This window comes from Peribacillus sp. S4, from assembly GCF_046715815.1.
Taxonomy (GTDB): Bacteria; Bacillota; Bacilli; order Bacillales; family DSM-1321; genus Peribacillus; species Peribacillus frigoritolerans.
On record NZ_CP175708.1, the window covers coordinates 4524503 to 4548719 of the forward strand.

At 41.9% G+C, this 24217-nt stretch carries 22 protein-coding genes and 1 pseudogene; 6 read left to right on the forward strand and 17 right to left on the reverse strand.

Features of this window, described 5'->3' with window-relative positions; translation table 11 throughout:
* Positions 1-164: 164 nt before the first annotated feature.
* Together ACJ9PY_RS21520 and ACJ9PY_RS21525 are read right to left on the reverse strand one after the other, a co-directional pair.
* Entirely contained in the window at positions 165-1475 is a 1311-nt protein-coding gene (locus ACJ9PY_RS21520) for an amidohydrolase family protein (RefSeq protein ID WP_063575207.1), read from the reverse strand.
* A 176-nt stretch (positions 1476-1651) separates the two neighbouring features.
* Positions 1652-2629 (reverse strand): zinc-dependent alcohol dehydrogenase family protein, encoded by a 978-nt coding sequence (locus ACJ9PY_RS21525; protein WP_411738963.1) that lies wholly within the window; start codon positions 2627-2629, stop codon positions 1652-1654.
* Positions 2630-2812: 183 nt separating this feature from the next.
* Here ACJ9PY_RS21525 and ACJ9PY_RS21530 point away from each other — a divergent pair, with 183 nt between their 5' ends.
* The gene (locus ACJ9PY_RS21530) at positions 2813-3151 is read left to right on the forward strand and encodes a YmaF family protein (RefSeq protein WP_053537360.1); all 339 of its coding nucleotides are present in this window, start codon (positions 2813-2815) and stop codon (positions 3149-3151) included.
* A 97-nt stretch (positions 3152-3248) separates the two neighbouring features.
* Here ACJ9PY_RS21530 and ACJ9PY_RS21535 read toward each other — a convergent pair whose 3' ends face one another.
* From ACJ9PY_RS21535 to ACJ9PY_RS21580, 10 genes and pseudogenes are all read right to left on the reverse strand, one after another.
* Entirely contained in the window at positions 3249-4037 is a 789-nt protein-coding gene (locus tag ACJ9PY_RS21535; protein ID WP_063575205.1) for an ABC transporter ATP-binding protein, read from the reverse strand.
* A gap of 15 nt (positions 4038-4052) precedes the next feature.
* Entirely contained in the window at positions 4053-5066 is a 1014-nt protein-coding gene (locus ACJ9PY_RS21540; RefSeq protein WP_411738964.1) for a FecCD family ABC transporter permease, read from the reverse strand.
* Positions 5063-6067: a FecCD family ABC transporter permease gene (locus tag ACJ9PY_RS21545; protein ID WP_063575203.1), complete on the reverse strand. Its 1005-nt coding sequence runs from the start codon at positions 6065-6067 to the stop codon at positions 5063-5065. The genes ACJ9PY_RS21540 and ACJ9PY_RS21545 overlap by 4 nt, the downstream gene beginning before the upstream one ends.
* A gap of 85 nt (positions 6068-6152) precedes the next feature.
* Positions 6153-7121 (reverse strand): helical backbone metal receptor, encoded by a 969-nt coding sequence (locus tag ACJ9PY_RS21550; RefSeq protein WP_411738965.1) that lies wholly within the window; start codon positions 7119-7121, stop codon positions 6153-6155.
* 769 nt (positions 7122-7890) lie between these two features.
* Positions 7891-8736: an HAD family hydrolase gene (locus ACJ9PY_RS21555; RefSeq protein WP_411738966.1), complete on the reverse strand. Its 846-nt coding sequence runs from the start codon at positions 8734-8736 to the stop codon at positions 7891-7893.
* Positions 8737-8854: 118 nt separating this feature from the next.
* Positions 8855-10123, reverse strand: coding sequence for a PTS ascorbate transporter subunit IIC (locus ACJ9PY_RS21560; RefSeq protein WP_063575201.1), 1269 nt, complete (start codon positions 10121-10123; stop codon positions 8855-8857).
* A 31-nt stretch (positions 10124-10154) separates the two neighbouring features.
* Positions 10155-10421, reverse strand: coding sequence for a PTS sugar transporter subunit IIB (locus tag ACJ9PY_RS21565; protein ID WP_053536259.1), 267 nt, complete (start codon positions 10419-10421; stop codon positions 10155-10157).
* Between the two features lie 17 nt (positions 10422-10438).
* Positions 10439-10705, reverse strand: a complete 267-nt coding sequence (locus tag ACJ9PY_RS21570) for a PTS sugar transporter subunit IIB (protein ID WP_098863911.1) — start codon at positions 10703-10705, stop codon at positions 10439-10441.
* The gene (locus ACJ9PY_RS21575; RefSeq protein WP_411738968.1) at positions 10702-12768 is read right to left on the reverse strand and encodes a BglG family transcription antiterminator; all 2067 of its coding nucleotides are present in this window, start codon (positions 12766-12768) and stop codon (positions 10702-10704) included. The genes ACJ9PY_RS21570 and ACJ9PY_RS21575 overlap by 4 nt, the downstream gene beginning before the upstream one ends.
* A 355-nt stretch (positions 12769-13123) precedes the next feature.
* Positions 13124-13339, reverse strand: a pseudogene (locus tag ACJ9PY_RS21580) (NAD(P)H-dependent oxidoreductase); the annotation flags it as partial.
* A gap of 220 nt (positions 13340-13559) precedes the next feature.
* On the opposite strand from ACJ9PY_RS21580, the gene ACJ9PY_RS21585 reads away from it, so the two are divergent.
* Entirely contained in the window at positions 13560-14651 is a 1092-nt protein-coding gene (locus ACJ9PY_RS21585; protein ID WP_411738969.1) for a low temperature requirement protein A, read from the forward strand.
* Positions 14652-14790: 139 nt separating this feature from the next.
* Positions 14791-15441: an O-methyltransferase gene (locus ACJ9PY_RS21590; RefSeq protein WP_106026252.1), complete on the forward strand. Its 651-nt coding sequence runs from the start codon at positions 14791-14793 to the stop codon at positions 15439-15441.
* A 415-nt stretch (positions 15442-15856) separates the two neighbouring features.
* Here the strand turns inward: ACJ9PY_RS21590 and ACJ9PY_RS21595 are convergent, their stop codons facing one another.
* The 5 genes from ACJ9PY_RS21595 to ACJ9PY_RS21615 all read right to left on the reverse strand — a co-directional run bounded on the left by ACJ9PY_RS21595 (position 15857) and on the right by ACJ9PY_RS21615 (position 21933).
* On the reverse strand, positions 15857-16012 hold the full coding sequence (locus ACJ9PY_RS21595; protein ID WP_065310844.1) for a DUF1540 domain-containing protein: 156 nt from the start codon (positions 16010-16012) through the stop codon (positions 15857-15859).
* A 143-nt stretch (positions 16013-16155) separates the two neighbouring features.
* Positions 16156-17949: a carbon starvation protein CstA gene (gene cstA, locus ACJ9PY_RS21600; protein WP_411738970.1), complete on the reverse strand. Its 1794-nt coding sequence runs from the start codon at positions 17947-17949 to the stop codon at positions 16156-16158.
* Positions 17950-18090: 141 nt separating this feature from the next.
* Positions 18091-18837 carry a LytR/AlgR family response regulator transcription factor gene (locus ACJ9PY_RS21605; RefSeq protein ID WP_063575195.1) on the reverse strand — a complete coding sequence of 249 codons (747 nt, stop codon included), beginning with the start codon at positions 18835-18837 and terminating at the stop codon, positions 18091-18093.
* Entirely contained in the window at positions 18834-20591 is a 1758-nt protein-coding gene (locus tag ACJ9PY_RS21610) for a LytS/YhcK type 5TM receptor domain-containing protein (RefSeq protein ID WP_411740308.1), read from the reverse strand. The genes ACJ9PY_RS21605 and ACJ9PY_RS21610 overlap by 4 nt, the downstream gene beginning before the upstream one ends.
* Positions 20592-20817: 226 nt before the next feature.
* Positions 20818-21933, reverse strand: a complete 1116-nt coding sequence (locus ACJ9PY_RS21615) for an endospore germination permease (RefSeq protein WP_336058999.1) — start codon at positions 21931-21933, stop codon at positions 20818-20820.
* Positions 21934-22605: 672 nt separating this feature from the next.
* Between ACJ9PY_RS21615 and ACJ9PY_RS21620 the strand changes: the two genes are divergently transcribed.
* From ACJ9PY_RS21620 to ACJ9PY_RS21630, 3 genes are all read left to right on the forward strand, one after another.
* Positions 22606-23301 (forward strand): response regulator transcription factor, encoded by a 696-nt coding sequence (locus ACJ9PY_RS21620; protein ID WP_411738971.1) that lies wholly within the window; start codon positions 22606-22608, stop codon positions 23299-23301.
* Between the two features lie 315 nt (positions 23302-23616).
* Complete coding sequence (locus ACJ9PY_RS21625) at positions 23617-23937, forward strand: YbjQ family protein (RefSeq protein ID WP_034304199.1); 321 nt, start codon at positions 23617-23619, stop codon at positions 23935-23937.
* Positions 23937-24164 carry a hypothetical protein gene (locus ACJ9PY_RS21630; protein ID WP_411738972.1) on the forward strand — a complete coding sequence of 76 codons (228 nt, stop codon included), beginning with the start codon at positions 23937-23939 and terminating at the stop codon, positions 24162-24164. The genes ACJ9PY_RS21625 and ACJ9PY_RS21630 overlap by 1 nt, the downstream gene beginning before the upstream one ends.
* The last annotated feature ends 53 nt before the right edge of the window (positions 24165-24217 follow it).

Consider the following 24217-nt stretch of genomic DNA (forward strand, 5'->3'; position numbering starts at 1 on the left):
TCCACAATACTAGCGGTAATTCCTTTTTGACTGCCATCCGATGCGAACTATTCCTTACTAAAACATAATAATAAGTTCCTCAAAATGAATCATCGAGTCCATAAAAAAAGGAGCTGCAATAACAGCTCCTTTCTTCTGTGCATCCGGTTGTTTTCCCATCAGTGTTATCGTGATAGGGTTCCTTGCAGACGATTGGTTTCGGCGATTACTTTTTCTTCATCGATCGTTAAGCAGCGGCCATCTTTCACTACCACTTTTCCATCAATGTATACATCACATACGTCATTTCCGCGTGCTGCATAGAGAAGGTGCGAATAGGCTTCACTCAGTGGCTGCAGGTGTTCTTTGTTATATGGGTAAATGGTGATGAAATCCGCTTTTTTACCAGCTTCCAGTGATCCTGTGTGACCCATGCCTATCGCTTCGGCGCCCATTCTTGTGGCCATGGCGAGTGCTGTTTGGGCAGGGAATTTTGTGGCATCCTTATACATTCCTTTTTGCAGTAATGCGGCTGTCCTCATTTCTTCGAACATATCGAAGTTGTTATTGGAGGCAACGCCATCCGTTGCCACTCCCACTTTAATGCCTGCATCAAGAAGGCTGACGACATCTGCTATCCCAGATCCGAGCTTCAGGTTACTGATTGGATTATGGGCAACGCGAACATCATGCTGTTTTAGGATCGCCCGCTCTTCATCATTAAGGACCACACCATGTGCCATGACGGTGGGCTGATCGAACAGGCCTAGACGGCGGAGGTGCTCGACTGGACGGGATCCGTAACGTTTTTCGATGTCGAGGATTTCAAAGTCCGTTTCCGATACGTGGATGTGCACCATCAAATCATTCTCTTTCGCAATTCGTGCACTTTCCATGATCGCTTCAGGCGTGCAGGCATATGGGCTATGTGGTGCGACCATGGTAGTCAGGCGGCCATCGGCAAATGCTTTATAGTTTTTTGAAAACTGCTCAGCCCCCATGAGGTTCGCTTTTTGATCTTTTTCGGTACCCAAGCTGAAAATTGTATAGGAAAAGGCTCCACGCATTCCTGTTTCGCCTATCGTCTCCATGACGGCACCGGCATCTATTCCATTAGGATTGAACATATCCGAAAATGTCGTGGTTCCTGATTTCATCATTTCCATAATGCCTAGCTGTGAACTTACAGTGGCGATTTCCGTTGTAAACTGGCTTTCGATCGGCCATATTTTCGTTTCAAGCCATGGCTTCAGCAGCATATCGTCCCCGATACCGCGTAAAAGGGTCATTACAATATGCGAATGGGCATTCACAAGGCCTGGCATGATCCATTTCCCGCCAAGGTTGACCACATGATCTGCATCTGCCAATTGCTGTTCATCATGCTGGCCGATGTAGGATATGGTATGATCTTGTACAATCATCATGCCGTTTTCAATGATTTGGTTTTCCTTGTCCATCGTAAAAAATGTAGCATTCACATATATTGTTTTCATAAGTATTTCCTCCAAAGTCGTATCAGTATCAACATGTCCTATTCCGCATTCTAAACTAGCACCTTACAGGTAATCAAGTAATTCCATATTATCAGGGGCCATTTCACTTTACCTTAGGAACCTATTGGAAGAGCACCAAGATAAATGCTTCAATTAAGTGGTTATCCTTTGTGAAATCAGCTGCTTAAAAATATCTTCCCTTTATTGCTCGTGACAATAATCGCTTCCTTAACATCTTGAAGGCTGTAGTGGGAATCGGGCATCATGATCTTCAACTTTTCATCAGCAATGAACCCCATCAAAAGGTTAAATGTTTCCTGCCAAGTTCGAACGGAAGCCTGCTGATTCCAATGCCGAAGATGAAACATTTTAACATCCACTTTTGTCCTTCGTGAAATTTCCGCCCAATTCACAGGCTGTCCTGATAAAAGGCCAATCGTCAATAAGATGCCATTAGGCCGTACACAAAAAGCCAGTTCTGAACCATCGATGCCGCCCACTGAATCTATGGCCGCTTTCGCGCCGCGCCCATTCGTCATTTCAATCACAGTATCATGCAATGATGATCGGGATGTATCGATCACATATGAAGCACCAAGTTTAAGCAGTTCTTCCGTATACTTATCGTTTCTCGTTACAGCAATCAGCTTAAATCCAAGAATCTTGGATAACTGGGCGAGTATACGGCCAATGGAAGATCCGCAAGCATTTACGAGTAATACATCATCCGGTTTCAAAGTTAATACTTCTGTACAGATTAGCCATGCGGTTACCGGATTTATATATAATTGCGCTGCTATATGCTCTTCAATCGAATCCGGAATGACGATGGCCAGCTCCGCTGATGTTTTAACAAAATCCTGCCAGGTCCCTTCACCGCGCAAGGGCAGAACACGCTTGCCTATCAGCTCTTTCGAAACTGCTGGACCCACTTCTTCAACAATGCCGACCCCTTCATAACCAGGTATGGAAGGCAAGGGGATTCGGTGGGAATAGGCGCCGCGAATGGGCAGCAAGTCAGACGGATTAATGGGACGTGTGATCATCCGGACGAGGACTTCCCCCTCGAAAGGTCTTTGAATACATTTATTTTCAACCTTTAAAACCGTTTGCGGATTCCCAAACTCATAGAATTTAATACATTTGGCTTCCAAAATAATAGTCTCCTTTAATATATAAGTCTTTCCATTTTAACATTTAACTGTGGAATTATTATATTATGATTCTGGTTTTCCACGTTTTAATCCCTCCTTCATAAATTTGTCGTTAAGAATCTTCTTGTTGTTCCAAGCATATGTTTTATAAAAGTTTTTTTATTAGTACAAGGGGTGAAGAGATTGAATAAGGTAGGAAAAAATGATTTTGTATCTGGGTTTGTACCACATCACAATCATGGATCTGTTGATTATACTTCCATAGCGGACGGCCATGTCCATCAATGTTTAGATGTAACATCCCCGCCAATTTCATCACAAGAGGGAGGACATATTCATTATACTGAAGGATATGTGTTATTTGAGGATGGACATTCCCATTATTATAAGGCATATTCGGGACCGCCCATTCCGGTTGGAAATGGAATGCATGTTCATTACTATGATTTCTATACAACGGAAGATGATGGGCATAGACATAGAATTACAGGGGTCGATCAACCTGCCCCAGGAAATAAATAAGAACAAAAAAACATCAGGGGGATGGGAAATCCCCCTGATGTTTTTTTGCCTTCGATAGACTCTAAATGCATCTCTAACTTTATTAGAAATAGTTTTTCTAATCCTGAGATAAACCTATGGGAATGCATAGAGGCGTTTGATCAACAGGGTTTTCAATAATGCAGCATTCCAGTCTGAAAACGTCCTTGATCATCTCTTTTGTGAATACCGTTTCAGGCGGTCCCTCTTTATAGATTTTTCCCTGCTTGATGCTAATCAGATGATCGGCATACTGTGCCGCTTGATTCAAATCATGCAGAACCATGACAATCGTGCGTCCATACGTTTCGTTTAAATCGCGCAGTAATTCCAATATTTCAATTTGGTGCGCTAAATCCAGATAGGTTGTCGGTTCATCTAACAGTAAAAGGTCGGTTTCTTGTACCAAGGCCATCGAAATCCACGCTCTTTGCCTTTGTCCTCCAGATAAGGCATCCAATGTCCGATCAGCGAACTCCGTCATTTTTGTTGCTGATAAGGCACGTTCGACAATCCTATGATCTTCTGGGGTTTGTCTGGAAAATAAGCCTTTGTGCGGATGCCTGCCATAATAGCATAGTTCTTTAACGGTTATATCTTCCGGAGCTTCCGGAGCTTGGGGTAAGATGGCCAATTTCTTGGCCACTTCTTTGGAAGATTGCTGATGAATGGACTTTCCATCTAAATAGATCGTGCCTTGCTGCGGCATCAATAATCTAGCTAGGGACCGCAGAATCGTAGATTTGCCACAACCATTGGAACCAATGATTATACTGATCTTACCTTCAGGAATTTCCAAATCGATATTATCAATGATTTGAGTTGCCCCATAAGAGAGCGAAAGATGCTCTGCTGATAATGTTGTCATGATATTCAGCCTTCCTTATGTTATTTTTCTTTCACGGCGCAATAGATATAAAAAATATGGTACACCAATCACCGCAGTGATAATACCGGCGGGGATTTCTATTGGAGGGAACAATCCTCTTCCCAGGCTATCGGCAACAAGTAGAAAGATAGAACCAAAAAGAGCTGAAGCGGGAAGTAAAACCTTGAATTTTGACCCTACCACTCTCCTTGCAATATGGGGAGCGATCAAACCAATGAACCCGATTGAACCAACCGCAGCTACACAGACTCCGATCAATATGACTGAAACGCTTAACAATATATAACGCAGTAATTTTGACCTTTCACCGAGACCTGTGGCCATATCGTCTCCAAGGCTCAGTACATCCATTTTTGAAGTTAATGCAATCAATACCGGTACAAGCATAAGACATGGTAGCAAAATGAATACTTGATCCCATCCTCTTCCCCATAGACTGCCAGTCAACCACAGCAGTGTCGTGTTTACATCATCCGGGAACTTGACCATGAAATACTCTATGCCAGCTTGACATATTGCCCCTAAAGCGATTCCGACCAAAGCTATCGTATTTGGTTGAGCTCCTTTTTTATAAACAAATATCATCAAAATGGCAGCCATGACCGCCGCTCCGATAAATGCTGAAAGAGGCAGTATGATAATGGGCGATTGCGGAAATAAAACAATGACGATAACTGCTGCCAATCCTGCCCCTTTTGTTACCCCAATCACATCTGGAGAAGCCAGCGGATTTCGAAGGACTCCTTGCAGAATGGCTCCGGCCGTTGCCAATCCGGCCCCCACTATCACGGCAATCAGAATGCGCGGTATGCGATAGTTGTGCAGAATGAATGTCTGACTTTGCATGCCATTTCCAAGGAAATTTTGGAGAATTTCTAAAGGTGAAATATAAATGGCCCCTAAGCCCAGGCTCACCATTGCTAAAATCAGCACGGTAACCGTCAGCAACAGGATAATAGCATAAGGGGGCAAAGTTGATTTCAACCCAAATGTCCGTTTTAGTTTCATTGCTTAATATTCCTCCCTCTCTTCGCTAAATAAAGGAAGAATGGCGCACCGATCATAGCGGTTACGATGCCTACCGGCGACTCAAAAGGATAAGCGATGAAACGTGCTAGAATATCTGCGTACACTAAGAGTAAAGCGCCGAATAATGCAGAAAAAGGGATGATCCTTCGATAATCCCCGCCCACCAGTCTCCTGACGATATGAGGAATGATCAAACCTACAAAGCCTACCGGTCCTGCGACGGCAACCGAAGACCCTGCCAAAATGATCACCAATATTCCTGCTAAAATACGGATTCGGTTCACGCGCTGCCCAAGTCCCTGCGCCATATTTTCTCCTAAGACAAGGATGGAAACAGATCGAGAGAACATGGCAGCAACAAGCAGCCCGAAGATAGACCAAGGAAGAATCATGTTCACGTGGGCCCATGTTTTTCCATTAATTGACCCGACTAACCAATAGAGCACATCTTTCGCTTGTTCATTAAAGATGATCATGCCTTGCGTTAAAGAAGATAAAAAAAAGTGAACAGCCATTCCAGCCAATGCCAGCTTCACTTGGGTCATTCCTCCTCCCGAAGCAAAAGAATAGACTGCCATCCCTCCCACTGCTGCACCAATGAATGCAACGCAAACTAGAGACACGGAAGAAAGGTTAGGAAAGAAAACAAAAGCTGACACAATAAAAAATGAGGCACCGGCATTAACACCAAACACTTGTGGAGAAGCTAATGAATTCCGGGTAATAGCCTGCATGAGAGCACCCGCTACCGCTAAATTGGCACCGACCAATGCTCCAACTAAAGCTCGTGGTAATCGAAGAGTCCTTATAATAGTCTGTTCCTTGGACGAGTCGGCCTCAAAAAAGGACTTCAAAACCATTGATGCATCAATATCGGACGCTCCCACAGAAATACTCGTCAGGATGCCTAAAATTAACAAAACGATCCCAGCTATAGCCGTACATAATACTTTCAGTTTACTTCTACCTACAGTTTCCATTTTCTATACAACACACTTCCTGACAAAATTTAAACCTAATGGAAAGCGAAGTAAGAATGGGATCTCTTACTTCGCTTTTGTTCGTCTATTCTTCTCCAAGCATGTTTAAAGTGTCTTTAGCAATGGCCTCCGCTGATACAACACCGCGGTATCTCGTCCATAAGTCTCGATCAACACTATACACTTGTCCGTTTTTTACAGCTTTCAAGTCTTTCCAAAGTGGATTGTCTTTCCACTCATCAGTAAGTAACTTACCCTCATTGTTCGCTAAAAGCAACACATCCGGATCGATCTCGACAAGCTGCTCAAGGTTCATCTCGGCATGTGGCTGTTTCTGCTGAATGGCATTTTTCAATCCCATGCGCTCAAGCAATTCTCCATCATAAGAAGATGAAGTATGGGCTTGGAATGAAGTATCTCGTACAACTGCAGGTAAAACCGTCATATTTGAATCAACAGTAAGTTTTGCTTTAAGTTCCTTAATCGTTTTTTCATGCTCGCTCAATCTTTTTTCTGCAGCATCTTCCTTATTCACTGCCTTTGCAATCGTTTTAAAAGAATCCAGGTTTTCTTGATAGGTAGATTCCCGGCTTTTTAAGACGATGGTAGGAGCAATCTTCTGCAAATCTTTATAAATCCCTTTATGCCGCTCAGCATCTGCAATGATTAAATCCGGCTGTAAAGAACTGATCACCTCTAAATTAGGCTGCTCACGTGTCCCTACAGAAGTATAATCCATTTCTTGACCTACAAGTTTTGTAATCATATCTTTTTTGTTGTCATCTGAAATCCCGATAGGTTTTATCCCTAGGGCATTTAAAGAATCAACGAAAGATAACTCAAGCGTAACGATTTTTTTAGGAGTATTTTTCATTTCCGTTTCTCCCATTTCATGCTTAATCGTCCGTGTTTCTTGATTACTTGTTTTGGCAGAAGTCTTCTCTGCTTCTGTTGTTTTTTGGGAATTATTACATCCTGATAACATCACCATAATCGCAATTAACAGGATGAATGCTCCTCCCCCAAACGTTCTTACTTTTCTAAATTCCCTCATATTTTGCACCCTTCCCGTCATCTATACCTTCTTCACGAGTTAATCATAATTGAAAATGATTATCATTATCCTGCTGTTATGATAAAGTCATAGATTGATACCGTCAATATTAATGAAATTTTGTGAATAAAAATCATTATGGCCATTAAGACAACCTGCATGCATTTTATTGATAACGTGAAGTTGAACTTTAAAAAAAGTAAAAAAAGAGCAAACCCGCTAAGGTCTGCTCTTTCCTGTTTCGGAAATTATTTTCTATTAATCAGCATCTCTTCAAGAGGAAATTCTTCTTTGGAAGCTTCTTTTTTTGAGCGTTTTATGGAGGTTTTGATAAGAATGGTTGAAGCAATTGATAATGCCCCCATGATCAGGTAACCTGTGGATCTTGAAAACACTTCAATCAAGATGCCAATTAGGACGGGACCTAAAAACGTTCGGTGTTGATTTCAGAAATCCGCTCCCTTTCCGCCGACTGTCTGCCAAGACTCCTCGACGCAAGCGCCTGTGGGGTCTCGGCTAGCCAGTTATTCGGCAGGAGTGTCGCAAATTTCTTCAATCCTTTGAGGGTTCCATAAAACAATAAAAAACCATTAGGGATAATCTAGTTTTGTTTTAAAATCATGGTTCGGGATGAGACCAGACTAAAAAAACAATCCAGTTGATTGGAACGGAAGGTACCTGACTCCTGCGGAAAGCGAGTGCCCTACGTTCCAATCCACGTTCAAATTTCATAAGCAAGATTGGATCTTCTTTTGCCTTCCAGAATATTTTAGTGAAACTTTGCCTTTAAAAAGCGATACAGTCCATCTTCTCGATATGAATACTCCGTCACTTCATCGGCTTGTTCTTTGACAAGGTCAGTGGCGTTTTTCATGGCAACGCAATGTCCGGCGAGTTTAAATAGCGGGAGGTCATTTTCGCCATCGCCTACTGCCAGGATCTCTTCGGGTGCTAGCTGAAAATGTTTCAGCAGCAGTTGAACGCCTGTTGCTTTTGTGATGCCTTCCACGGTCACTTCTACATTATGATGGGTGGAGGAAGCTGTGGTAAAGGCATTGTACTGCTTGATTTTCCCCAACTCCGCTTTCCATTTTCGAATCGTATTCATTTCATTGCTGAAAAAGTAGATTTTGGCGACGCTCTTTATATCCAGTTGTTCTGACCATCTTATTTTGTCTTCGACTGCATCCTGTCTTGATAGCCATTCATTTTCATCGACTGTCCCAGGTTTTGGTATCAAACCTTGTTTAACCATATAGTCTTTATCTTTAAGTAATGCCATCCGTGTTCCTTCGTTCGGATGAACTTCGTAAAAAATCTCTTCCGCTCCTGCTTTGGCGACCAATTCTTCGACAAGTTCCGTCGACAGGGCGTGTTCGACAATCTGTTCCTTTCCGATGAATACGGACATTCCATTGGCGGTCACCATTCCGTCGGCCTCCATGCCGGCCGGCAAAACGTCCCTCACCTCTTCCAGCGTTCTTCCTGTTGCAATGAAAATCAGCTTACCGCTTTCCCTAAGTACGCCTATGTATTGTTCCAGCGTCTCATTCACAGTATTTCTTTCGTTCAATGTCGTGCCATCCAAATCAAGCACAATTGCCTTGTTGGCCATGCCAATCACCTCAAAAATCAGAATGATGATAAAATGCCAACAGCCCATTATCTATAAGATCTTAGGCTGTTGGTTTCATTCATATATTTTTATTTCTGTACCTTATCAGTATAACAGTTTAGGATAATCCTAAAAGTTTCATGACACTCAGGATCAAGAGACCTACCACACCGAAGTCCGAATCACCAAATGTGGTGCCTTCAAACCCTACATCCCCCAAGAAGACCAGGAGTATTGCCGGCAGGAAACTGATGATGAGTCCGTTTGCAAACGATCCAAGCATCGCTCCGCGTCTGCCTCCCGTGGCATTTCCGAAAACACCTGCTGCAGCTCCGGTGAAGAAATGCGGTACGAGCCCAGGAACGATTACTTTCAATCCAAGTGCCGGAAGGAGGAACATGGATAGTAGTCCAGCCAGGAAACTGAATAGAAACCCGATGATCACTGCATTTGGAGCGAATGGAAAGATGGTCGGACAGTCCAATGCAGGTTTTGTATTCGGCGCCACTTTATCGGCAATTCCTTTGAATGCAGGGACGATTTCAGCAATTAACATCCGTACTCCTGCAAGGATGATGTAGACTCCCGCAGCAAATGTTATCGCCTGGATGAAAGAGAATACGATGAAGTTCGAACCGCCGGATAATTCCGTTTCAATATAGTTCTGCCCGGCAAACAATGCGACGATCACGAAGAACATCGTCATCGTAAGCGATACAGCGACCGATGTGTCCCTCAGGAATCCTAAAGACTTGGGAACCTTGATTTGCTCTGTCGTTTTTTCCTTATTTCCAAACCATTTTCCCACATTCGCGGATACGAAATATCCGATAGTCCCAAAATGGCCGATGGCAAAATCATCGCTGCCGGTAATCTTCCGTACGTATGGCTGAAGGAGGGCTGGGAACAACACCATGCATACTCCTAATAAGATGGAGCCGACCAAGATAAGCGGAAATCCGCTGAGCCCGCCGACGGATAGGGTGACTGCAAGTAAACAAGCCATGAATAAGGTATGGTGTCCCGTTAAAAATATATATTTAAATGGCGTGAAACGAGCAAGCAAAACATTGACAACCATCCCAAATACCATGATAAGTGCAGTCGAAGTCCCAAAATCACTTTGGGCGGCTGCGACAATGGCTTCGTTATTCGGTATGACGCCTTGTACGTTGAATGCATGATCGAACATTTTACTGAATATATCAAGGGCGCCAATGAGCACTGCCGCTCCCGCTCCAATGATAATGAAGCCCATGACGGTTTTTAGCGTTCCGGATACGACATCCGCACTGGATTTCCGCTGTAACAGCAGTCCAATGAGGGCAAACAGCCCCACAAGTATGGAAGGTGTACCCAAGATGTCATTCATGATAAGTTCCAGCATTGCCTCTCCCCCTCTTCTTTATGTTTTCTTCTTATAGATGTGAAGTTAATTTCGATGTGATTTCAGGAATGCTCATCATGTTTTCCAGTGTGACGATCGTCCGGGTTCCATCATCCAGCTGACCGACAATATCCGCCGCTCCCAGGAAAATATCAGCCTGAACCGTTTTTGCGGATGCCAGATCCGTATGGTCCACCTCGGCAGTCTTCCCCATTTCCGTCAATGCTTTCTTCACATTCATCTCCATGATGAAGCTGCTTCCCAATCCATTTCCGCATACTACCATGATTTTCTTCATATCAATCTCTCCTTTTTTTATCCTACATGCATTTCCAATTTAGATTTGATTTCAGGGATGCTCATCATGTTCTCCAGTGTGACGATCGTCCGGGCTCCATCATCCAGCTGGCCGACAATATCCGCTGCCCCCAGGAAAATGTCAGCTTGAACCGTTTTTGCGGATGCCAGATCCGTATGATCCACCTCGGCCGTCTTCCCCATTTCCGTCAATGCTTTCTTCACATTCATCTCCATGATGAAGCTGCTTCCCAATCCGTTTCCGCATACTACCATGATTTTCATTCCGCTTCCTCCTTCGAATATTTATGAACGTACTCCATAAGGACCGATTTATCTGAAGTGCTTACTATTTCTTCTATATTGGCCGGATCATTCAATAATTGAGTGAGCTGGATCAATGCCCGCAGATGCGAATCGTTATCTACGGCCGCCAAAATGATAATCAGGCGGACCGGTTTATCCGGAGCAAAGTCCACGGCTTCGTCCAATTTCAGCAAACTCATGGATAAAGACCTGACCCCCTGCTCCGGGCGTGCATGGGGAATCGCCACTCCAGGCGTTATCACTACATATGGTCCATTCGTTTCTATGGCCTCGATCATGGCATCCACATATCGTTCTTCGACGGTACCTAAGTCCACGAGAGGCTTGGCCGCGACTTGAATCGCTTCTTTCCAATCGGAAACTTGCTGCTGTAATTGGATCGTTTGCATATTGAGCAGTTCTTCTAACACGGGCTTCTCCGCCTCCTTTAAAGAAAATTGGGTTATTTTTGGTGTATGGGTATACACATTCGATTTCAAAGCCTTTTCAAGCTGATCCTGTTCATGGATGGTTGCATACTTGGAAATGATCTTTAATAAAGCTGCAACATCCACACTTTCCGTCGTATATCCATACAATTCCTGCATGACCTGCTGGCGCAATGTATGTTTGTCCTGCATTTCCAAAATCGGCGGTACAACGAATAATGCCGCTTTTGTTCTCATATGCACTGTCGAGAAAACAAGATCGTACGACAGCGGGTATTCAGCCGCATTTCTAACGGACAAAACATCCAGGAACAAAATATCAGGAAATAACTCCCTCAATGTATAAATGAGGATATTGCTGATGCCGATACCATTCGGGCATACGACAATCGCCCGTTTTCGATCATCCAATGTGGTTCCTTGCCTGCGCAGCCATCCGCCAAAATAAATCGTGAAATAGGCAACTTCTTCTTCCGATACTGGATAGCCAACCTCTTTCTCCAACACCCACAGGGATCTTTTTGTCAAATGATGCAGTTCGGGATAGACCTTCTGCACCCGTCCCGTCATCGGATTCATTTGCGGGAGACCATACCGCAGGCGATAATATGCCGGTTTAAAATGAACGTATAATTGTTGGCATAGCTGCTCTTTGTCTTTCAGGTGAACAAATGCCAGCCTCTCGAACTCTTCCACGATTTCCTGCAAAAGGTGTTGAATGACTTCATCATCCTTAAGAGGGGAAATATCCTTCGTTCGATTCATGCTCAATAAATGTAAGGCTGCATATAAGTTTTCCGTTTCGCTCCATACTGATTGAAAGGCATCCGTCCCGGTCATCTCCTCGACCAGTTTGTATTCTTCCGTCGCAACAAACGGCGCCCAGCTCTGGTCGGCCTGTAACTCTTCCCCTTTTCCTATGAGCTGATCTGTACATAGAAATAAATAGCTCAGTTCATGAAGCCGTTCATCCGTAAAGGTGATGCCCAATTTACGTTCGGCCCTTTCAAGCTGCAACCGGATCGAGCCGATTTGCTTTTCATGATTTCCCCATATGCACTCCATGATCCATTCACTATTGGGACTGTTCAGTACATCATGCACGAGACGTTCAATGATATATCTCTTTGTTCGGCTGTCCCCAATCACCACGTAGCCATCTTGTTTGGAATACTGGATCTTGAGCGATATGTCCCTGTTTTTCTCTTTAAGTCTTTTTAAATCCTTCAGCACCGTATTTCGCGAAACCCCGGTGATCGTCTGGAAATGATAGACGGATAATTCTTCTTGGCTTAACAGGATCATGAGGTAAAAAACCTTTTCCCTATCTGTCTCTGAAAATATATAATTGCGTTTTGTCAGTTTTACATTCAATTCTTCATCCCTGATTGTTTCAGAAAAGGAGTAGCCCATTTCACGATTATATTGAATCGGTTGATATCCATGAAATTGGAGCCAGTCATTCGCTTTGCTCAATCCATATTGAATCTGCCTTCTCGTCAGACCTGTTTGGGCTTCAAGTTCTTTCATTTTTGAAATGGGCGAATGCTGTAATAGTTTTAGTAAATTGGCGCTTCTTTCATCTAAAAACATTCTCAATCCCTCTCCCTGCTTCTACGATATCTCACTTCTTATTAAAAATGTAGCGTTTCTCAGTCCGAATGTTGTCATGGTTACTGCACAATAATATACTCTTTAAACATTTGTGCACAATACTGCATGTAATCAGTTTTCAATACAGGCTATATTTGGAAGGTTTGTACATATGCAGTTTGGAGGCAAGTGAGGTCATGAGGACAAGGTATAAAGGGGATTCGGGGATGAAAGTTGAGGGGGTGGAATGAGCGTTTTAAAGGGCATCATCTAATCAAAATGAAAGGGAAATCAACGTTCATATTTTACAAAACTTTATTTCAGAAATCCGCTCCCTTTCCGCCGACTGTCTGCCAAGGCCAACTGGTTTTTTGGTAAGAACGGCGGACTCAGGAGGTCTTGATGCCCAGCATTCCAGAACCGTACTCAGGACTTACGATAAATACGTCGACGTCCTGGATGGCGGATTTAAATGATGCGAATCAGCCATATCTATCAATGATTGAGCAATGATTCGATTATAAGGATTTTCCCGTAAACTGCCGCAAATAAGACCGATGGTTCGGGTCATCTACTTCCCTCCCTGTTTATCTCATGCGGCACCACAATATACCAAAAGTAAAAAAGTGACGTTATTCCTAATTACAAGCTTGTATGTACTAAATTTTGCTTAACTTAATATTTTTAAAAAAAGAACTTCATATCTTCCCCCAAAGTTATATTGGACCCCTTCCATTTTCTGAATGTTTCCAACATACTATAACCTATAAGGCGTTGGGAGGAGTACAGAAATGGAAGAAAAGAAAGTTACATGGTTAGAGCTCTTTTATGATTTGTTATTTGTGGCGGCCGTTGCGGGCGCAACTCATGTTTTACTGCATGTTGAAGATGGATATATTCATCCAGAGTATTTATTAAAGTTCGTGCTGATTTTTATTCCTATCTGGTGGGCTTGGGTAGGGCAAACCATATTTATTAACCGGTTTGGAAAGGATGTATTTCATCAACGGCTATTTTTGATATTGCAAATGTTTTTTGTCCTGATCATGACATCAAGCTTATCTGCAGATTTTGATCCTTATTACCTTTCTTTTTTAATTGGTTATATTGGTTTAAGAGCCGTTACTGCTATCCAATATCTCGTTGTACAGCGGATAGAAGAGGGATTTCGAAAAAAGGCAGCACTCTTTTTGGGAAGGTATTTTTGGATTGGAATCGCCATTTCAATATTGTCCGTCCTTTTTGATTCTTGGCTTCGGTATGCTGTGTTGTATTTGGGCATCCTGGTCGATATCATTGTCCCGATCCTTGGAAGAAAGTGCTTGGAAAAGTTTCCTACAAATACGGCCCACCTGTTGGAGCGCTTTGGCCTATTTACCATCATTCTCTTTGGGGAAGCTCTTGTAAGCACGCTTGCGGTCATTCAACCTAAACAAGGAAATTGGGATTCGATAGCCTTTTCCATCATTTCATTTGCCCTGATAATAGCCATGTGGTGGCAATATTTCGATAATATGGACAAGAAAGTCGACAAGTCTGTACAATCTTCCGGCCAAATCATCATTTACGGTCATCTGTTTATTTTAATGTCTATAAGCATGATTGCAGCAGCCATCAGGTTATTGTTTTTACATGAGGTCCATTATTCATTTATCCTCTATTTTGTTTTTGGTTCCGTATTGCTCTATTTCATGTCAGCAACGTTTGTTTTCCACCAATATAGACATAAGCACCAGCGGTTGCAAATATATCATTTAGGGTTATTTTTAGGGATTTTAGCCGTCTTTTTTATTTTTAATTTGTTTGTCGGTGTACCGAATATTGTGATAATAGCCGAATTAACACTGTTCTTTATCATCTATGCTAAACTAACGACTACATAAAATCTTAGTCGGTGAATTAAAAGCGATTGATATGTTAATCAACGAATTCATTCAATTTTTGAAATACAAGAAAATGAAGAAACAGCCGAAAAGGGCAGTGAAGAAAAGGAAACTTCCAATGAGAAAGGAATGGAAATGAATGAAACAAATTAACAGTTATATCGATTCATTATTTTATACTGAAGATGATCTTTTGGAAGAAGTCATTGCGTCCATACAAGAAAACGGAATGCCGTCCATTTCGGTATCTCCCTCATCTGGAAAACTTCTTACCATGCTTATATCCATTTCAGGAGCTAAAAATGTGTTGGAAATAGGCGCTCTTGGAGGCTATAGCGGGATTTGCCTTGCCAGGGGATTCGGCAGCGAAGGTAAATTAACCTCCCTTGAGTTACAGGAGGAATACGCAAAGTTAGCTTATCGCAATCTATCCAAAGCTGGCTTTGGCGATCAAGTATCCTATATGACCGGAGAAGCCCTGCTAAGCCTTGAAAAACTCGCTCATGATAACAAGAAATTTGATTTCTTCTTTATAGATGCTGATAAGGACAATTATGAAAATTACCTGCAATATTGCATTAAACTGGCAGAGCCAGGCGCTTTAATCGTCATGGATAACGTACTTGCAAGGGGCAGTGTCGCAGATCCGGATGCTGAACCTAAACGTCACACTGCCTTTATGAAGGCATTCAATGAAACCGTGGCCAAACATCCTCAACTGGAATCCATGCTAATCCCAATCGGTGACGGGCTGACCCTTTCAAAAGTAATCAATCAAACTCACGAGTAAATAGTGCAAATTCACGAGTAAACGGCTCAAACTCACGAGTAAACTGCCTAAATTCACAAGTAAACTGCCTAAATTCACAAGTAAACTGCCTAAACTCACAAGTAAACTGCCTAAACTCACAAGTAAACTGCCTAAACTCACGAGTAAACGGCGAATTCACGGTGTTATCGCACGAATTCTCGTGGATATCGATCAAATTTTTGATTTTATCGATCAAACATTCAACTATATCGATCAAACTCAGTTTATATCTGCCAAAATCACGAATAAATCGCTCAAACTCACGATATTGTCACCCAAATATCCTTTTCATGAAGAAAAATAAAATGAATTTCTATATTCTTGAATGAAAATGATTTTTATTATCAATAATAAAATGAAAGAGGGTAACCAGTTGATGGTTACCCCCGATGTTTTAAATTTCTGGATCAAATGTTTTGCAATCCGTTTCTTTGCTATTTGATGCTTGGTTCCCTTTATGGCTGACAACATAAATAGCATCTGCACTGCATTTGTTTCCAGAATCCCAATATTTACAATTATTCACTTCACATAGAACATCTTTTGCCATCTTATCACACCTCCTCATTTGCTATCATTAACAAAGTTGTGGTGATTGATACTTTCCTTTTTCAGGTTTTGGGGTCTTAATTTTAATTGCGGGCGTCATGACGTACAAAAATCCGGGCAGTTTCCGCCCGGATTTTTGTATGCTTATGCTGATCTTTTCAATAGTTCTGCTTGAGGGATTTTCCAAAGCTCCCGCCATTTTTTCAAGGCGGCAACCAGGATGATCAAGCCCAGGATTAACATGGTGATCGATAATATTCCGTTCAGGATGCTGAATCCTGCAGAGTCCGGGTTCAGGTATACGTTTTTCACCATCCAGTACCCTGCGACATTGACTGTTACATATAAGTAGGCAAGGGGTACGAGGCATGTCCAGATATACCAGCGTTTGTCTGCGATTTTCAGTACGACGGTCGCACCGATGATGAGTCCAATCGAAGCCATGAGCTGGTTGGATACGCCAAAGAGTGCCCAGATCGAACCGATGTCCCCAGAGTAAAGCAGGTATCCCCAGATAAAGCAGGCTAATGCGCTGGCGAAGATGTTCCCCGGCAGCCAGTCGACTCGTTTTAATGGTTTATAGAACTCCCCGAAGAAGTCCTGGATTAAGTAACGGGCAACACGTGTCCCTGAATCGATGGCAGTCAATATGAACACCGCCTCGAACATGATGACGAATTGGAAGAAAAATGAAGCCAGTTTGTCAAAGAAGGGGATTTCGGTGAAAATATAGGTCATGCCGACAGCAAGTGTAACTGCCCCGCCTGTCCGTCCCTCCAGATTAATGCCGATTTCTTCACTGAGTTCGTCAAGATGTACGGTTTCCATACCTAATGTTTGAAATACTTCAGGTGAGGAGTTAATCGCAAAATAATCTCCTGGCTGCAGTGAAACCGCAGCAATCAATGCCATGATGGCAACGACACATTCCACAAGCATCGCTCCGAAACCAACGGATTTGATATCACTCCAACGGTTTAACATTTTTGGAGTTGTACCGGATCCGACAAATGCATGGAATCCTGAAATCGCGCCACAGGCGATGGTGATTGAAATGAATGGCCAAACAGGACCGGCTACAATCGGGCCCCCGCCATTAATGAATTCGGTAAACGCAGGAAACTGGATTTCTGGATTCACTACGAAAACGCCGATAATCAATGCGGCAAATACACCGATTTTCATAAATGTACTCAGGTAATCACGAGGTGCCAGCAGCAGCCAAACAGGCAATGCGGCAGCGAAGAAAGCATAGATCGGCAAAATGATGGCAAGTGTGCTCGCCTCAAGTGTCAATAAGTCACCAAGTGCCGTTCCTTGAATGTTCGGACCAAGTAAAATCGCGGCCATGATAAGCGCAAAACCGACGATGGTCGCACCTTTCAGATTGCCGGTTTTTTTATGGTAAAGCCCTACTCCCATGGCGATGGGAATGGTGATCCCGACTGCAAACGTCCCCCATGGATTATTTTCCAAAGCATGCAGAACGACCATTGAAAGTCCTGCCATTGTGATCGTAATGATAAAAAGCATCGCGAGTCCTGTACAGAAGCCTGCTACAGGTCCAAGTTCTTCTTTCGCAACTTCCGAAAGGGATTTGCCGTCTTTACGCATCGACGCGAAAAGCACGACGGCATCATGGACGGCTCCGCCGATTACAGCCCCGATCAGAAGCCATAATAAACTTGGCAAATACCCGAATTGTGCAGCAAGGATGGGTCCCACCAAAGGACCAGCCGCTGCAATGGCTGCAAAATGGTGGCCGAATGCCACCCATTTATTTGTTGGAACATAATCTTTTCCATCTTCTAATTTATGGGCCGGTGTCGGCTTGGAATCATCAAGTTTTAATACTTTGAGTGCTATGAATGTCCCGTATAAACGGTAGGCAATCATTAATATACAAATGGAGCCTATGACAATTGTAACCGCATTCATATTTAAACCCCCTCTATTACTTACATCGTAAAAAAATGATATCACAATGAAAGCGAATTCAATGGGTTTTCAAGTTATAATGCAAATATCGAGGGATGGACTGCATTATGATGAAGGTAAAATGCAGAATTATGAAAATTTTTAAAAACCGATCAGCTGCTTTAGCTCCTTCACATACGTCCGGCTTACCGGGATGTTTGATCCGTCACTCATAATGAGATTATAAGTCGAGTTGAACCAAGGCTGTATTTCGGATATATGGATGACATTCACGATAAAACTGCGATGCACCCGTAAAAATGAGGGCTTATCGAGCTTCTTTTCAAGCACGATGAGAGGGTCGCCGATTTTATATTCATTTTTCCCGGTTTTAATGACCGTCTTTCCTTCCACGAGACCTATGAACAAAATATGATCTCGGTCGATCAAAACGATCCGATCATCTATCTCTACAGCCAATTTACCTGTCTGTTCCACCGCCATTCGGCTGGCGGGAGCTGCTGTTCCGGATTCGTCTTTCCCGATTTGACGCTGCTTCATGAGCTTATCCAATGTTTGACGTATCCTTTTTTCATTAAAGGGCTTTAATAAATAATCAAATGCATATAACTCGAAGGCTTGGAGGGCAAACTCATCATAAGCGGTCGCAAAAATGAGCGAAGGTGCGGGGTCAAGTTCCGCCAGTTGCTTAGCCAACTGCAAACCATTGCCATCTGCAAGCTCAATGTCCAAAAAGACAAGTTCAGGTTTAAGGCGGGAGATATCCCTCATGGCATCTTCTATCCCCTCGGCCTCACCCACGACTTCAACTTGCCTGCTTCTCTTCAATAGATATTTCAATTCATCTCTAGCCAGTGGTTCATCCTCTACGATAAATGCTTTCATCATCGTTGCCATACTCCTTTCTCGTTGAGTGGTATTGATATGTTCACTTTGGTTCCGTGTCCCGCTTCACTTTCGATCGAGAGGCTGGCCTGACCTTTATAGATCCCTTCCAGCCGTTCACTAATATTATGAAGGGCCGTTCCTGTTCCCTTAGCCGATTCTACAGCATGCTTGCCCAATTCATCTATTCTCCCGCCCGGGATCCCTTTTCCGTCATCCTCGACAACAATGTGCATCGCATCGTCTTTAAAGTATGCGCGGATGATGATTTGACCTTTGTTTTTCACATGTGGAAATGCATGGTGTACCGCATTCTCAACAAGTGGCTGCAATGTGAATGGAGGGATGAGAACTTCCTTAAGCCTTGGCTCAATGCGATAATCGATATGATATTTATCTGGAAAACGCGCCTGCTCCAGTGATAAATATGCGTTAACATGCTCTAATTCCTTTTCCAGCGGCACCAGTATTTGGCGGGCCCCTTGTAAATTAGAGCGAAAGAAGGCACTGAGCTCCTGCAATAAACTTCTTGCCTTCTCGACATCCGTCCGGCATAGAACGGATATCGTATTGATTGCATTGAATAAAAAATGAGGATGGACCTGTGCCTGCAAGGCCTTAATTTCAGCATCTTTCAATAATTTCGTTTGCATTTCCGCTTTTGCCAGTTCCAATTGAGTGGAGAATAGTTTGGCCAATCCTTCAGCTAACTCTTGTTCCACTTGGCTTAATTTATCCGGATGCTTGAAATACATCTTCAAAGTCCCGACCGTTTTCTGTTGGACCTGTAACGGCAGGACTACGGCCGCTTGCAATGGACATTGATCATGAAAGCAATAAATGTCCTTTTTTGTTTTGGCCACGATGATTTTCCCTTGTTCAAGGGCTTGCTTCGTTAAGCCTGTCGCTATCCCCACCTTAGGGACATGGTGATCTGACGCAGCTCCAACATGGGCAAGCACGCTATGTTCATTGGTAATGGCCACGGCATCGGCTTCAGTCAGCCCCAAGATGATTTGGGCTATTCTCTTGCATGAAGTTTGATTCAGGCCTTGCCGGAAAAAGGGCAAAGTCTGATCCGCAATCAGGAACGCAAGATTGGTTTGTACGGCCCGAGTCCGGTCTTCGTCCCTTGTGATCGACTGAATGATGAGCATGAAAAGTAAAGTCCCGAATCCATTGATGATGATCATGGGAATCCCGATTACTAGTACGAGCTCCCACGCCCTTTCAAAGGGTTTGGCCGTCACCAGGATGATACCCATTTGGATCGCTTCCAATGCCATGCAAATGGGCAGGGCAAACCAAGGGGTGATTGTCCCATGCTTTCGCCGCCTTTTCCCCAAAAGACCCGATAAAACCCCAGCCAAAATTGCAGCGACCGCACAAGCCCCCGCCGTAAAGCCCCCGAGAAAATAACGGTGAAGCCCCGCAATCAAACCTACTCCCAACCCAACAAAAGGTCCTCCCAGCAGACCGCCGATAGCCACTCCCATAATTCTTGTGTTGGCAATCGCGTTATCGGGATCAATCTCAGCATGCCAATCACCATCCGGCATGGCATGGTTTCCGATTTCGATTCCTGTATAGTTACTTATGATCCCGAATGTTCCAAAAAGTGCGATAAGCATGATTTTCTTCGACATTTCATGTTCATGGCCTATCATTTGCCGAAAGGGTTTCATATAAGAAAGCAGGAAGGCAGCAATCACGATGATCCCCACTTTTTCAAACAGCGACGGTAATAAATCAACCAAAGCATTCATCCCTTTTCTGGCTTTTTCATTCATCTTACACCAGCCATGAAATCCTTGTCGAATTTTGTTTTTACGATTCCAAGAACGGAGAAAAAGCTAGAATATGATTCAATCTAAAAAAAGCCTATAAATACCAAGGCTTTTTCAATAGAAAGAAATCATTTTATCCGAGTCGTTTTTCAAGGAATCGGACATCAGGGACCAAAGGCAGTAATTGGATCATTTATTAACATCCTTTGGCCGCCTTTGAATCAGAACGCTTTTTTCTCACTATTCCGATCACTAACAATAACACCGGGAGAAGAAAACAAATGGTTAAGGAAAAGGGCGTCCATGCTTTTACAGTAAAGTTTTGACTATGTACTGTATTTGGATGTGTAATGATGGAGAAGGCAAAAATTAAAAATGCTAATGGAAAATGAAGAAGTTTGTGATTTTTTAATCCCAGCACTTGAGCTAACCCGAGAGACAGTCCATAATAACAAATCGTTAGCTTGAAATATACGGAGAGAATCCAAATGAAGGCTACAGTGACTTCAATACGCTCCAAAAATCCACCAAGACTCATCCTTTTTCCCAATCTATAAGAAGGATGGTTTTGAATTGCAGTTATATCAATGCCCAATACGAGGATAGAGAAAATGATCACTAAGAATAGAACGAAGCCTCCTAATAATGTTCCTCGATAAAAGTTCTTTTTCATTTCATCCTTTTCATTTACATAGGGCATGATCATTAAAAAGAAAATGAGCTGTACATAAGGGAGCGCTAAAGTGTGATAGGAGCCCTTAATAATTGGTTTCATGCCTTCTTCAAAAATAGGTTGAATATGTTCTACTTTGATTTCAGGGATAAGAAGTAAAAATAACATGAAAAGCATAAAGACAATCCAAGGAAAAAAGATTAATGCAGTTCGACTGATGACTTCCAATCCTAATCGTACACCGATTATGCATGTCAATAAAAAAAGAATCATAATCATTTCAATAGGTGTTCCAACCAAAATTTGCGTCGTTGAAAAACTTCCAATTTCATACAATAAAGCGGACAAAAGGTACAAAATATAAAAAAGAAAGAGCAGTGCCGAAACTTTCCCAACCCATTTCCCCAATATTTTTTCATTAACTTCGACATAAGTCTTAGAAGGATAAATCGAGGCTAATTTATTATATAAGAAAACAAAACACAAACTGACGAGAGTAGTTATTATATAGGAAATCCAGGCATCCTGCTTTGCTAAATGGACAAGCAGAGCAGGTACATTGAGTATCGAACCTCCTATTGTAAAAATGATGACCAATATAAGAAATTCTCCTGAGCTAATTTTGCCTTTCTCAAGCATAATCAATAAATACCCCCTAAGACAGAATCCGTTCCATGAAAGATGTGAAGGGATTATATAATTTTGTTATCCAGTCTAAGGGATTAGGAATGGTAACATCTTTAATTAATAAAATACTCAACGTCATGCCAACTAAAAGCAATAGAATAAAGACGGAGATTTCCCTCCAGCATTTATTTTTAAAAAGTTGAGGTATTTCAAAATATGAAATAATTGCTCCAGTAAACACGGTTCCAATGATTGCCCACATAGATCTTTACTCCTCGGCTTCTTTTTGAAAGGATTCTGTTATGGTGCCTAAATGGCGAATCCTTTAACGGTTACATTCACTTCCGAATGCATATCCACCTTCTGTTTCATCCTCAAGGCAGTAACGATGGCAAGTTCATTCAACTCATTGCTGCTTCAACACCCGGGCAGACATATGAACGTTACGGTTATGTTTTCACCTTGGATGGAAATATATCCATTTAAATGTAATAACTTGTCATGAATTCCTTAAAGCTTTTGTCACGCTTACTTCTGCTCTACCTGATTGGAAGGTTATGATCGATATCATTTCTGAAATAGCAATCGTCATTTTTGGAACCCTACACGCCCAAAAACAGTTTATTGTTAAACGAGGAAAGTAAACAGGTTATATCATTTTAGGAACGAGTATGAGGTATGAATATGGAATTGAGAAATCAAATCATTTATATCAGTAAAAAAGTATTGAATAGCATTAAGAATTTCGAATTTAATTTTGAAACTACTATATTTATCTTTGATAAAGAGCTAAATGTTTTATACGCTAAAAGTAATGAGGAAAATAAGGATTTATGTAAATTGGTTATAGAAGAATCTGTTGAAAATAATGCATTTATTTTAAGTTCATTGCAAAATACTACTGTAAAAACGAAAAATCAAATTTCCGGAAAGGATTTTAGTGTTATATCTTCCCCGTTCCATGAAATTAAAAATAAGGAATTGCAAGGCTATGTAGGTATATTCACAACGGATGATAGTGAAAATTTCAAAATGATTACTGAAATGCTCGCTAATCAAATCTCCTACGAGTTACATGTCTACCGTGAGAAATTATTAATTGAAGAAATAATAAAAACAGATAGATCGTCTTTATTCACCAGGGAACCGCATAATGTTGATTTGCGAATCATCCAGAATATAACGCAAGGTCTCAAAGATAAAGAAATAGCTGATAATCTGCATATTAGCGTTTCTACAGTTCGTAACCATATAAATAAACTGTTTGAAGAATTAGACGTGGCCTCCAGATCACAATTAATCAGCTTGCATTATGAAAATAAATTGCATGAAATTCTTCATGAAGTGAAGATGGAAAACCGGAATTTAAAGTACTTTTAGAACTAAAAAGCGAAATTCATTTTGAAGGTATGCAATGAGCATTATAAATCTACACATATATAACAATCAAAAAACAGCAGTAAAAACACTGATGAATTTAATCCCATTTCTTTTCTGCGAAATGGGATTTTTTATGCTTACCCGAAATATGTTATCCATTGTTAAGAGGGGTAAAGCTTATATTATGTTAAAATTTAAAGGAATGATTATTGCGCTTGATAAAAAAGGAACTACATATAATATATAAGCTCATTTGTTTATGCTTTCAGTTCAGGAAAATTTCATAATAAAGTAAATAAGTCGGAGGCGATTAATGTGTTGGTAGTTACCACAGAAAAAATTGAAGGATACAAAATTGTAGAGGTAAAAGGGCCTGCCTTCGGTCTAATTGTAAGAAGCAGAGGGATTGGCGGCGATATCATGGCAGGGTTAAAGTCCCTGGTAGGCGGAGAGATCAAGCAATATACAGCGATGCTTGAAGATTCAAGAAAAGAAGCTATGGACCGTATGATAAAAAATGCCAATGAAATGGGTGCAAACGCAATTATAATGATGAGATATGATTCTGGGGAAATCGGTACGAATATGAGCGAAATCGTTGCATATGGAACTGCCGTCATTGTGGAGAAAATATAATGAAATTCATCATAGGGTACTATATATTACAAATTATTATAGCTATCTTATGCATTTTACTTGGATACTTTATCTATGATAAACGGTTTAAACGCAATCACGGTGTAAAAGTTCCTGATGGATTTCAATCGACAGATGAAATAAATATAGACCCCGTGACAGGAGAAAAAACAAGGGTGTATTATAATCCTGTCACGGGTGAACGCTTTTATAAAAAAGAAAAATAATTTAAAAGCCACGATTTTACAATTAAACCCCCTTGTAATCATACAAGGGGGTT